This window comes from Caulobacter sp. DWR1-3-2b1 (assembly GCF_049895765.1).
Lineage (GTDB): Bacteria > Pseudomonadota > Alphaproteobacteria > Caulobacterales > Caulobacteraceae > Caulobacter.
Genome location: NZ_JAFCSZ010000001.1, coordinates 141,429 through 153,677, shown reverse-complemented (window position 1 = coordinate 153,677; position 12,249 = coordinate 141,429). Strand labels below are relative to the sequence as shown.

10 protein-coding genes and 1 tRNA gene are annotated in these 12,249 nt (G+C 65.8%); 7 read left to right on the top strand and 4 right to left on the bottom strand.

The features are described from left to right. Positions 1–3: 3 nt before the first annotated feature. Positions 4–1,287 carry an MFS transporter gene (locus tag ACP69S_RS00795; protein WP_425993916.1) on the bottom strand — a complete coding sequence of 428 codons (1,284 nt, stop codon included), beginning with the start codon at positions 1,285–1,287 and terminating at the stop codon, positions 4–6. 199 nt (positions 1,288–1,486) lie between these two features. Between ACP69S_RS00795 and ACP69S_RS00790 the strand changes: the two genes are divergently transcribed. Next, positions 1,487–1,978, top strand: coding sequence for a pyridoxamine 5'-phosphate oxidase family protein (locus ACP69S_RS00790; RefSeq protein ID WP_425993914.1), 492 nt, complete (start codon positions 1,487–1,489; stop codon positions 1,976–1,978). Between the two features lie 37 nt (positions 1,979–2,015). Here the strand turns inward: ACP69S_RS00790 and ACP69S_RS00785 are convergent, their stop codons facing one another. From ACP69S_RS00785 to ACP69S_RS00775, 3 genes are all read right to left on the bottom strand, one after another. After that, complete coding sequence (locus ACP69S_RS00785; protein WP_425993912.1) at positions 2,016–2,879, bottom strand: dienelactone hydrolase family protein; 864 nt, start codon at positions 2,877–2,879, stop codon at positions 2,016–2,018. 94 nt (positions 2,880–2,973) lie between these two features. Beyond that, positions 2,974–3,048: transfer RNA gene (locus ACP69S_RS00780), tRNA-Val, on the bottom strand. Positions 3,049–3,128: 80 nt separating this feature from the next. Then, on the bottom strand, positions 3,129–3,842 hold the full coding sequence (locus ACP69S_RS00775) for an HAD-IA family hydrolase (RefSeq protein WP_425993910.1): 714 nt from the start codon (positions 3,840–3,842) through the stop codon (positions 3,129–3,131). A gap of 67 nt (positions 3,843–3,909) precedes the next feature. On the opposite strand from ACP69S_RS00775, the gene glmU reads away from it, so the two are divergent. The 6 genes from glmU to ACP69S_RS00745 all read left to right on the top strand — a co-directional run bounded on the left by glmU (position 3,910) and on the right by ACP69S_RS00745 (position 12,243). Then, a complete protein-coding gene (glmU, locus tag ACP69S_RS00770) occupies positions 3,910–5,292 on the top strand; it encodes a bifunctional UDP-N-acetylglucosamine diphosphorylase/glucosamine-1-phosphate N-acetyltransferase GlmU (RefSeq protein ID WP_425993908.1) in 1,383 nt (460 codons plus the stop codon). Then, on the top strand, positions 5,289–5,969 hold the full coding sequence (rpiA, locus tag ACP69S_RS00765) for a ribose-5-phosphate isomerase RpiA (RefSeq protein WP_425993906.1): 681 nt from the start codon (positions 5,289–5,291) through the stop codon (positions 5,967–5,969). Before glmU ends, rpiA begins: the two co-directional genes overlap by 4 nt. 48 nt (positions 5,970–6,017) lie before the next feature. Continuing rightward, complete coding sequence (gene gor, locus ACP69S_RS00760) at positions 6,018–7,424, top strand: glutathione-disulfide reductase (protein WP_425993904.1); 1,407 nt, start codon at positions 6,018–6,020, stop codon at positions 7,422–7,424. 50 nt (positions 7,425–7,474) lie between these two features. After that, a complete protein-coding gene (locus tag ACP69S_RS00755) occupies positions 7,475–8,620 on the top strand; it encodes an O-antigen ligase family protein (protein ID WP_425993902.1) in 1,146 nt (381 codons plus the stop codon). Between the two features lie 128 nt (positions 8,621–8,748). After that, positions 8,749–10,128 carry a class II 3-deoxy-7-phosphoheptulonate synthase gene (locus tag ACP69S_RS00750; protein WP_425993900.1) on the top strand — a complete coding sequence of 460 codons (1,380 nt, stop codon included), beginning with the start codon at positions 8,749–8,751 and terminating at the stop codon, positions 10,126–10,128. 324 nt (positions 10,129–10,452) lie between these two features. Further along, positions 10,453–12,243, top strand: a complete 1,791-nt coding sequence (locus ACP69S_RS00745; RefSeq protein WP_425993898.1) for a long-chain-acyl-CoA synthetase — start codon at positions 10,453–10,455, stop codon at positions 12,241–12,243. Positions 12,244–12,249: the final 6 nt, after the last annotated feature.

Here is a 12,249-nt window from a genome sequence, read left to right as displayed (position 1 = left end):
CGTCTAGACCGTGATGGGCGAAGCTGGGGCGGGCGTCGGAGCTGGGCGGTCGCGGACCAGGGTCCACAGCAGCACCGCGCCCAGCAGGTCGAGCACGCCGAGCGCGACAAAGAACGGGTCGTAGCCGACCGTGGCGACCAGGCCGCCGATCAGCAGGGAGAAGATCAGCACGCCCAGATTGCCCATGGTCCCGGCCATGCCGGCGACGGTGGCGACCTCGTTGCGCTTGAAGAGGTCCGACGACAGGGTGATCACCGTCACCGACAGGGTCTGGTGGGCAAAGCCGCCCAGGCACAGCAGGGCGATGGCGGCATAGGGGCTCTCGACCTTTCCTACGAAAGCCATCCCCATCATCATCAGGGCGCCGACCGTGAAGGCCCAGCGACGGGCGTTGATCAAGCTGACGCCGCGTTTCTGCAGGAAGGTCGCGATGGTCGGGCCGAACATGCAGCCGAGGTCCGCGGCGACGAATGGCAGCCAGGCGAACATGGCGATCTGCTTGAGGTCGAAGCCCCGGACGCTGGTCAGGTATAGCGGCACCCAGAAGGCAAGGGTGCCCCAGGTGGGATCGGCCAGGAAGCGGGGAAGGGCGATGCCCCAGAAATTGCGCTGCTGCAGAACCTTGAAGATCGAGGGCTTGGCGCCGTCGCTGCTCAGATGGGATTCCTGGCCGGCGGCGATGTAGTCGCGCTCGGCGTCCGACAAGTTCCTGTGCTTGTCCGGCGACTGATAGAATTTTAACCACAGCGCCACCCAGACCAGGCCCAGAACCCCGGTCAGCACGAAGGCGGCGCGCCAGTTCCAGGAGATGATGGCCCAGGCGACCAGCGGCGGGGCCAGCATTGAGCCGAACGAGGCGCCGATATTATAGACCCCGCCGGCGTGGCCGCGCTCCTTGGCCGGGAACCACTCCGAGACGGCCTTCATGCCCGCCGGATTGGCCGAGCCCTCCGCCAGGCCCAACAGGCCGCGTAGGCCCGCCAGCATCGGCCAGTTGGACGCCAAGCCGTGGGCCATGGCGATCAGCGACCAAGCCGTGGCGAAGATCGCAAAGCCCGTCTTCAGGCCGATGACGTCCAGCACATAGCCGCACAGCGGCTGCATCATCACGCCCAGCTGGAAGGCGCCGGTGATCCAGCCATATTCCTTTTCGCTGATGTCCAGGTCGGCCAGAACAGTCGGAGCCGCGACACCCAGGGTGGCGCGGGTCAGATAGTTGACGATCGCCCCCAACATAATCAGGCCGATCATCCACCAGCGCAGGGCTTTGATCGTGCGTGCGGTCATTGGACGACGGCCTCCCCGGAGCCGGACGGATTTCTTCGGAAGTTACCGGTCCCATCTCGACGCCGCGCAAGGTGGCGCGTCGGCGGAGCGCTGTCTAGGTCAGACCATAACAAAGAGAGGTCAGATCACCTCGACGGTGTCTGCGCTACGGAACAAGCGCCCTCTCCCTGTCGTTGCCTTACCAACAAGGGAGAACACCATGACCGATACCACCGAAATCGAAGCCAAGTTCTGGAAGGCCTTGCGGTCCGACATGACGGTAATGCTGGGACTGGCCGGCGTCGACGACGGCCTCGGCCAGCCGATGACCGCACAGTTCGAAGACAAGGAAGATCATGGTCCGATCTGGTTCTTCACCGCGCGCGACAGCGACCTGGCCGGAGCCCTGCATGAGAGCCATCGCGGCCTCTTCAACTTCGCCTCGAAGGGTCACGACCTCTTCGCGGCGGTTCACGGCGAACTTACGGCGCATAACGACCGCGCCATGATCGACAAGCTCTGGAATCCCTTCGTCGCCGCTTGGTTCGAGGGCGGAAAGGATGATCCGAATCTGCAGCTACTGCGTTTCGAGCCCGAACGGGCGCAGATCTGGCTCAACGGCTCCAGCCTGCTGGCGGGCATGAAGATGCTGCTCGGCGCTGACCCCAAGAAGGGATACGCCGACAAGGTCGCTGAAGTTTCCTTGAAGTAGCGAAGGTGGCCGCGTCGGTGACGGCGCGGCCACAACCTCAGCCCAGGTTGCGCTTGTACAACGCGAGGAGCTCAGCCCAGGCCTTTTCGGCGGCGGGCTCGTTATAGACTTGGCTGCCTTTGACAGTCCAACCGTGGGCGGCGCCTTCATAGACCTCGATCTTGCTCGGCCGCTTGGCGGCGTCGAGCGCGACCTTCAGCTTTTCCTTGTCGGTCGGATCCTTCTTGTCGTCGTTTTCGGCGACGCAGATCAGATATTCGGCCCGGCTGACTGGCAAGGTCAGATGCGGGCTGGTCGGGGCTTCGGTGACCAGTCCGCCGCCATGGAAGCTGGCCACCGCGCCGACGCGGCCCGGAACGGTTCCGGCCGTCCGGAAGGCCAGGGGGCCGCCCATGCAATAGCCCTGGGTTCCGACCTTTTTCTTCTTGTTGGTCTGCTTGAGGCCGTCGAGGAAGGCGATATAGGCCTTGGCGTCGCGCTCGGTGCCTTCCGGCGTGACGGTGGCCCGCATCGGCGTGATCTTGGCGCGATCTTCGGGACTGGCGAAGTTGAAGCCGCTCTCGACCACTGGCGCCTTCTTGACCCGGTAATAAAGGTTTGGAACCAGCACCACATAACCTGAGGACGCCAGCCGGCGGCCCATCTCGCGGAAGGCCGGCCGGAGGCTGATTACGTCGGGCCAGACCACCACGGCCGGCCACGAGCCCTTGCCCTCGGGGTGGTACAGAGCGGCGTCCGCCACGCCGTCAGGCGTCTTGATCTCGACGTCCTTCTCCACGACCGGCGCGCCCGCGTGGGCCGCGCCGCCGATCCCGGCGGCAATCACGGTCATCAGACCGAAGGCGCGGCGGGAGACGGTGGGATCGTGGATCAGGCCCGGGTGGATATCGTCGTCACACATGGCCAATCCTCACGGTCGATTTGAACAGGCCGGGACTGTCGCCGCGAAAGCGCGGCGAGGGAAGAGCCTGATGTCGATCGGGGAGAAGAGGAAGTGGTGGTCGCGACAGGGATTGAACCTGTGACATCCTGCGTGTGAAGCAGGCGCTCTCCCGCTGAGCTACGCGACCATACCGTTTCGGGCGGTTCGATGAACCGTTCTCGCTGCTGAACCGGACCTTCAAAGGACCGCTTCGCGGGAGGGACGGGCCTATAGCCCGGTGTTTGGCCGGGGGCAAGAGGCCAGAAGGTCGATACAGGCCTTTGGCACATCCAAAAAGCTGTGGATGACCAGATCACCGCCCAGGGTCTCTACCGGGTCTTCGGTATAGCCGAAGCTGACCATGAGGGCAGGGACGTTGGCGCGATTGGCGGCCAAGGCGTCGTTGATGCTGTCGCCGACCATCACCGCCCGACGCGGATCGCCCCCCACGGCCCTGATCGCGGTGAGGATGTGGATCGGATCGGGCTTGGCGGCGGACGACAGATCCGCGCCGATCACGGCGTCGAAGGCTGTGGATAACTCCAGCGCGTCGAGCAGGGCGACCGACAGGTTGGTCAGCTTGTTGGTGCAGACCACTAGCCTGGCGCCGGCCTGGCGTAGCTCAGCCAAAACCTCGACCACGCAGGGGAACGGCGCGCTCTCCTGGGCGATGCGCTGCAGATAGACGGCGATGAAGCGCTCGACGAGCTTGGGGGCGGTCAGGGCGTCCAGCGGATGGCCCGCAGCGGCGAAGCCGCGCTCCAGCAGGGCGCGGGCGCCGCGTCCGACCATAAGCCGCACCTCGTCGAAGGGCAGGGCCGGCAAGCCTTCCTCGATGAGGATCGTGTTCAGCGCGCCGACCAAGTCGGGCGCGGTGTCGACGAGGGTGCCGTCGAGGTCGAAGGCGATGGTGGCGCCGTTCAGGGCTTGAAGGTCATGCATTGATCTGGCCTTTCGGCTAAACGGCCGGGTAATGCAACTTTGGTTCGGCCCAAGAGAGTCGCAAGACATGACCAGCACCGCTTCGATCCGCCCAAGGGCGGCCGTGATCCTCGCCGCCGGCCAGGGCACACGGATGAAGTCGCCCACCCCCAAGGTGCTGCACAGGATCGCCGGGCGGACCCTAATGGACCACGCCATCGACGCCGCCGAGGCCCTGGGCTGCGCGCGGATCATCGTCGTGGTCGGGACCCACAGCCCCGCCGTCGGCGTCCACGCCCGCAAGCGCCTGGGTGAGGCGGCCGTGGTCATCCAGGATCCGCCGATGGGCACCGGCCACGCCGTGCTGGCGGCCAGGGAGGCTCTGGCCGATTTCGACGGCGACGTGGTGGTGACCTTTGCTGATTGCCCCCTGCTGACCGCCCCGGTGATCGCGCCGCTGTTCGACCTGCGCGCCTCGGGCGCCGACGTGGCGGTGCTGGGCTTCGAGGCCCACGACCCTGGCGCCTATGGCCGCCTGATCCTGGCGCCGGGCCATGTGCTGCTGCGCATCGTCGAGGCCAAGGACGCCGACGAAAGCACCCGTCAGGTGAAGCACTGCAATTCCGGCGTCCTGGCCGCCGACCGGGCGCTGCTGTTCGATATTCTGGGCCAGGTCGGCAACGACAACGCCAACAAGGAATACCACCTCACCGACGTAGTTGGCATCGCCCACGGGCGCGAGCTGTCGACCCGCGCGACCTTCGCCGCCGAGGCTTCGGTGCAGGGCGTCAACTCCCAGGCTGAACTGGCCTCGGCCGAGGCCGTCTGGCAAAAGCGCCGCCGCAACGCCCTGATGGTCGAGGGCGTCACCATGCCCGCGCCCGACACCGTCCATCTGGCTTGGGACACCAGGATCGCCGCCGGCGTGACTGTCGAGCAGTTCGTGGTCTTCGGCCCCGGCGTAGACATCGCGAGCGCCGCGGTGATCAAGGCGTTCAGCCATCTGGAAGGCGCGACGGTGGGCGAGGGCGCCCTGATCGGCCCCTATGCCCGCCTGCGGCCGGGGGCCGAGATCGGCGCCGACGCCCACATCGGCAACTTCGTCGAGGTCAAGAAGGTCAAGGTTGGAGCGGGCGCCAAGGCCAATCACCTGAGCTATCTGGGCGACGGCTCGATAGGCGAGAAGGCCAATATCGGGGCCGGGACGATCTTCTGTAACTATGACGGCTTCGAGAAGTTCGAGACCCATGTCGGCAAGGGCGCCTTCATCGGCTCCAACAGCGCCCTGGTCGCGCCCGTGCGGATCGGCGACGGGGCGATGACGGGTTCGGGCTCGGTGATCACCAAGGATGTGGAGGACGGCGCCCTGGCGCTTTCCCGCGCGCCACAACAGGACAAGCCAGGCTGGGCGGCGAAGTTTCGCGCCCTCAAGCAGGCCCAAAAAGACAAGAAGAAGGACAAGAAGGCATGAGCCCCGACGATCAGAAGCGCCTCTCGGGCGAAGCGGCCGCCGAGCTGGTCGAGAACGGCATGGTCGTGGGCCTGGGCACCGGTTCGACGGCCGCCTGGTTCGTGAAGGCTCTGGCCGCTCGGAAGCTGGATATCCGGGGCGTGCCGACTTCCGACGCCACCGCCAATCTGGCGCGGGAACTGGGCATCGCCCTGGCCGCGCTCGATGACGTCAAGGCCTTGGACCTCACGGTCGACGGCGCCGACGAGATCGGTCCGGGCCTGTCGTTGATCAAGGGCGGCGGCGCGGCGCTGCTGCGCGAAAAGCTGGTCTGGGAAGCCTCCAAGCGCTGCGTGGTCATCGCCGACGCCGCCAAGCACGTGAAGGTGCTGGGCAAGTTTCCGCTGCCCATCGAGGTCGTGCGTTTCGGTCACGTCCATACCGGCCAGCGCCTAGCCGACATCGCCGCCGAGTTCGAACTGCTGCCGCCGCGCCTGCGGATGGCCGACCGGGGCGTGGTCGTCACCGACGGCGGCAACCTGATCTACGACATGGCCTCGGGCCGGATCGAGGAGCCTGCGGGTCTCGCCGCGGCCTTGAAGACCGTGACAGGCGTCGTCGATCATGGCCTGTTCCTGGATCTGGCGGACGAGGCGCTGCTGGGAACCGACAATGGCGTGGTGCGCCTGGTCCCTTGAGTTCCTAGATAGAGCGCCCGACGTTCCCTAGCTTGACTGGAGCCTTCGATGGCTGACTACGACTTCGACCTGTTCGTCATCGGCGCCGGCTCCGGCGGCGTGCGGGCTGCGCGTCTGGCTTCGCTCTCGGGCGCCAAGGTCGCCGTGGCCGAGGAATATCGCGTCGGCGGCACCTGCGTTATCCGCGGCTGCGTGCCCAAGAAGTTCATGGTCTATGCCAGCGAGGTGTCCAGCCAGCTGAAGACCGCCGAGGGCTATGGCTGGACCATCGGCGAGCGGTCGTTCGACTGGAAGGCCTTCCTGCATGACAAGGACGTCGAGATCGCCCGGCTGTCGGGCATCTATGTCACCAACCTGCAGAAGGCCGGCGCGCACCTGCTGCACGGCAAGGCGCGGGTGATCGACGCCCACACCGTCGAGGTTCTGCCCAAGGAAGGCAGCCTTGATGGTTCCGGGGACGCGGGGCGCTACACGGCCCGCAAGATCCTGATCGCCACTGGCGGCCGCCCGGTGAAGCCGGACTTCCCGGGTGCGGAGCTAGGCATCACTTCTGACCAGGCCTTCCACCTGCCGACCCTGCCCAAGCGGGTGCTGGTGGTCGGGGGCGGCTACATCGCCGTGGAGTTCGCGGGCATCTTCAACGGCCTGGGCGTGGAGACCACGCTGCTTTATCGCGGGGCCAACATCCTGCGCGGCTTTGACGACGATGTGCGCTCGCACCTGGCCGACGAGCTGGAAAAGCGGGGGATCAAGGTTGTGCTGGGCTGTTCGCACAAGAGCATCGAACAGACCGATGCTGGGCTCCTCAGCACCCTCAGCAACGACCTGACCTTCGAAACTGACGCGGTGATGTTCGCTACGGGTCGCGAGCCCTATGTCGATGGCCTTGGTCTCGACAAGGTGGGCGTCAAGCTGGACGAGCGCGGCGCTATCGCCGTGGATCAGCAGTCCAGGACCAATGTCGATAGCATCTGGGCCGTCGGCGACGTCACCGACCGCATCAACCTGACGCCGGTGGCGATCCGCGAGGGCGCGGCCTTCGCCCAGACCGAGTTCTACGACAACCCGACCAGCTTCGATCACGACATGGTCGCCTCGGCCGTGTTTTCGCAGCCGCCGGTGGGAGTCGTCGGCATGACCGAGGCCGAGGCGCGGCATGCGTTCGGCAAGGTCGATATCTATCGCTCGGTCTTCCGGCCCATGAAGCTGACCTTCTATGGCGGCCAGGAGCGCTGCCTGATCAAGCTGGTGGTCAAGCAGGACGACGAGAAGGTGGTCGGTGTGCATATGGTGGGGCCGGACTCGCCCGAGATCATCCAGATGGCCGCCATCGCCGTGAAGATGGGCGTCACCAAGAAGCAGTGGGACTCGACCTGCGCGGTCCATCCGACCCTGGCTGAGGAACTGGTGACGATGAAGGAGAAGTACGCTCCCACGGATGTTGGCGCCGGATGAGGTCTGTCGCCGGCGCGGAGCGTTCCACGAAATGGCTAGGGGCTGTCGCGGTGTTCACCATCGCGCTGGTTCCGCTCGTGGGCTATCTGGCGCCGTTGGGCTTCGCACCGCTTCTTGCGCTCTGCGGACTGCTCGCCACGCCGGGGCTCGCGCGCTCCCGACCGGCGTCGCCGCCGGCCATGGCGCTGTTCGTGCTGGTGGTCTGGGCGCTGATCAGCCTGGCCTGGAGCCCCGGCGCGCCGAACCTGGTCGACCTGAAAGACAGTGACGACATGGGGTCCTTCACCGGGCTCAAGCTGCTGTTCCAGTTGGCGCTGTATGGTTCGGCGATCGCGGCCCTTCGCGGGCTTTCCGACCGGTCCGCGCGCCGCGCGGCCTGTGTGCTGGCGATCAGCGTTCTGGCCCTGGCCCTGCTGGTCGCTCTCGACGGCGTGAGCGGAGCGGCCTTCTATCAATGGCTCCGGGCCGTGACCAACGATCCGATCCGGCCCGACCTGGCGGTGGTGAAGGTATCCATCGCCACCTACGCCCTGGCGCTGCTGTTCTGGCCGACGGCGCGGATCATGAGCGGGAGGGGCTGGTCGCCGGCCGCCTTCGTCTTGTTGGGCGCCGTGATCGTCGGGGCGGTGGCGCTCAGCGCCGACGCCAGCTGGGCCGCCTTGGCGTTTGGCTTCATGGCGTTCGGCGCTGTTCGTCTGTTTGGCAAAGTCGCCGCGAGAGTGCTGGTCGCACTCGTCGCGGCTCCCTTCGTACTGGGTCCGGTCATGCTGCTTTGGGGCGTGCATTCGGGGCTGGTCGCCTGGCTGCACCAGCATGTGCCGCGCTCATGGGACGCCCGCCTGGATATCTGGGCTTTCACGGCCGACCATGTGCAGGCCCACGCCATTCGCGGCTGGGGCCTGGACGCCAGCCGGATGTTCGGCCCGGCCATCCCGCTGCACACCCACAACGCCGCCATGCAGCTGTGGCTGGAGCTTGGCGCGGTGGGCGCGGCTCTGGGCGGAATCTTCTTCAGCTGGGTCGCCTATCGGATTGTGTCGCTGACCGGCGAGTCCCAGGAGGACGGCGCCATAGCGGCCGGGGCCCTGGTCACCTATCTGACGATTGGCGGTCTCAGCTTCGGGGTCTGGCAGGAATGGTGGCTGGCCCTGGGCGCCTTGACCGTTATCGCCTGCGACATTTCACGCAAGGATTGAAGTCGTCACGGCTGAGGTCAGGATGAAATTTCCTTACACCTGTCAAAAACCGATCGTCGACCGCATGATTTTGCCTTTTCCTCTCGGCTACGGTAAAAGCCGCTCCCTTTGAAGTTATCGAGCCTGTCATGACCACGCGTTGGACCCCTGCCACTTGGAGAGCAAAACCCGCCAAGCACATCCCGTCCGATTATCCGGACGCGGGCGCTGTGGAACGGGTCGAGCAAACGCTTCGCCAGATGCCGCCGCTGGTCTTTGCGGGCGAGGCGCGCCGTCTTAAGACCCTGCTGGGCGATGTGGCCGAAGGGCGCGCCTTCCTGCTGCAGGGCGGCGACTGCGCCGAGAGCTTCAAGGAATTCCACGCCGACAACATCCGCGACACTTTCCGCCTGATCCTGCAGATGGCGGTGGTGCTGACCTTCGCCGGTGGCAAGCCGGTGGTGAAGGTGGGCCGCATCGCCGGCCAGTTCGCCAAGCCGCGGTCGGAACCGATCGAGACCATCGACGGCGTGACGCTACCCTCGTATCGGGGCGACAACATCAACGGCATGGACTTCACGGCCGAGGAGCGCATCCCTGATCCGGATCGCCTGCTGAAGGCCTATGGCCAGTCGGCCTCGACGCTGAACCTGCTGCGCGCTTTCGCCAACGGCGGCTATGCCGACCTGCACAACATCCACCGCTGGACCCTGGGCTTCGTGGGCGACAGCCCGCAGGGCGCGCGCTACCGCGAACTCAGCGACAAGATCACCGAAAGCCTGGCCTTCATGGCCGCCATCGGCGTGACCCCGCAGAGCCATCCGGGCATGCATCAGGTGGAGTTCTTCACCAGCCACGAAGCCCTGCTGCTGGGTTTCGAGGAAGCCATGACCCGCGTCGATAGCACCTCGGGCGATTGGTATGACACCAGCGCCCACCTGCTGTGGATCGGCGAGCGCACCCGGCAGCTGGACGGGGCGCACATCGAGTTCATGCGCGGCGTCAAGAACCCGATCGGCCTGAAGTGTGGCCCGACCATGGAAGGCGACGATCTGCTGCGCCTGATCGACGTGCTGAATCCGCACAATGAGCCAGGCCGCCTGACCCTCTACGGCCGCTTTGGCTCCGACAAGATCGCCGACCGCCTTCCGCGCCTGATGAAGGCGACCAAGGCCGCCGGCCGCTCGGTGGTCTGGGCCACCGACCCGATGCACGGCAACACGCTGAAGGCCTCGACGGGCTACAAGACCCGGCCGTTCGACCGCATCCTCTCGGAGGTGAAGTCGTTCGTCGAGATCGCCAACGCCGAGGGCGTCCACCCGGGCGGCGTCCACCTGGAAATGACCGGCCAGAACGTTACCGAGTGCCTGGGCGGCGCGCGGGCGGTGTCGGAAGGCGATCTCGCCGACCGCTATCACACTCACTGCGACCCGCGCCTGAACGGCGAGCAGGCCCTGGAACTGGCGTTCCTGGTCGCCGAGAAGCTGAAGTCGGCGCGGGAGGATCAGCGCAAGCTGGCCACTGCTTAACGCATCGGTCGTCTTGGTTGGCGCGCCTTCAAGCGCCCGTATAGCCTCTTCTTTCAACGGAGGAGGCGGCGCGACATGATGGATTCAATCATCTCTCGCAGAGGTCCAGGAGGGCTGGGGGCGACGCTCGTCGCCGCGCCGGCTTTCGTCCGAAATCCCAACACGCCGCAGGCCTCCAGCAGCGAACAGCTAAATATCCCGATGTCGCCCGACGCGGCTGAGGCCCCCGCGCCAGCCTCTTGACTGAAACGCGCGCGGCGCGCCACGGCGTGTCTTGACCCGCCGCGCGGCGCTCTCCAATGGTTGTTTGAATGGAGGGTGCTTATGCGTTTGCAGGCCAGGTTGAAGCGTGAGTGGGTGTTCCTCAAAGGGCTGATGCGCACGCTCAAGCGCGTGAAGTCCATCGCTCCCGACAGCGCCAACCTGATCTGCGACGACCTGGAAGCAGCGGTCGATCGCTGGTCGGCCAGCCCCGCGATCACCTTCGAGGGCAAGACGATCAGCTATGCCGAGCTGGACGCGATCGCCAACCGCTATGCCCACTGGGCCAAGGGGCAAAGCATCACGCGTGGCCAGACGGTGGCGCTGTTCATGCCCAACCGCCTGGAATATCTGGCGATCTGGTATGGCCTGTCGAAGGTCGGCGTTGCTACGGCCCTGATCAACAACCAGCTGACCGGCCCGGCTCTGGCCCATTGCCTGAACATTTCCCAGGCTCTGCACTGCATCGTCGATCCCGAGACGTCGCCCTGCTTCGAGGCGGTCAAGAGCAGCTTGGGCCGGCACGTCCAGCAGTGGGTTCTGGGGCCAGCGCACGGCGACCAGCGCGACCTGGTCAACGCCCTGAAGAGCTGCAGCCAGCTGCGCCCCGACCGTGACACCGCTCGAGGCGGCCTGACGGCCATGGACACCGCCCTCTACATCTTCACCAGCGGCACTACCGGCCTGCCCAAGGCCGCGCGCATCACTCACATGCGCGCCCAGCTCTATATGCGCGGCTTCGCCGGCTCGACCGACGCTGGGGCGACCGACCGCATCTATGTAACCCTGCCGCTTTATCACGCCACCGGCGGCCTCTGCGCCATGGGGGCGGGTCTGCTGAACGGCGGCTCGATCCTGCTGCGCAAGAAGTTCTCGGCCACGCACTTCTGGAGCGATATCCGCACCGGCAACTGCACCATGTTCGTCTATATCGGCGAGCTGTGCCGCTATCTGGCCAACCAGCCGGAGAGCGAAGACGACCGCAACCACAAGATCCGCCTGATCTTCGGCAACGGCCTGCGTCCCGATGTCTGGGACGACATGATGGACCGCTTCAAGGTGGGCGGCGTGCTGGAGTTCTATGGCGCGACCGAAGGCAATGTCTCGCTCTTCAACTTCGATGGCCGGCGCGGGGCCATCGGTCGAATTCCCCGCTATCTGCGGAAGAAGTTCAACATCAAGATCGTCAAGTTCGACGTCGAGACCGAGACGCCGATCCGCGGGGCCGACGGCTGCTGCGTCGAGGTCGCGCCTGGCGAGATCGGCGAGTGCATCGGCCATATCGCCAGCGACGCCCGCTCCAACTTCACCGGCTATGCCGACAAGGCAGCGACCGAGAAGAAGGTGCTGCACGACGTGTTCGCCAAGGGCGACGCCTGGTTCCGCACCGGCGATCTGATGCGCACCGACAGCGACGACTACATCTATTTCGTCGACCGGATCGGCGACACCTTCCGCTGGAAGGGCGAAAACGTCGCCACCAGCGAGGTCTCCGAGCGGCTGGCCGGGGTGCCGGGCGTGCTGGAGGTCAATGTCTATGGCGTTCCGATTGGCGACCTGGACGGCAAGGCCGGCATGGCCTCACTGGTCGTGGGTCCCGAGTTCGATATCGCCAGCCTGGCCGAATATGTCGACCGCGAGCTGCCCGCCTACGCACGGCCAATCTTCGTGCGCCTGCAGCCTGAGATCGAGACCACCGGCACTTTCAAGTACCGCAAGATCGATCTGGTCGCCGACGGCTTCGACCCGGCCAAGACCAAGGATCCACTCTATTTCCGCGATCCGGCCAAGGGCTATGTGAAGGTCACCAAGGCGATCCACGCCAAGGTCGTGGCGGGCGGCTTCAAGCTCTGAGAAGAA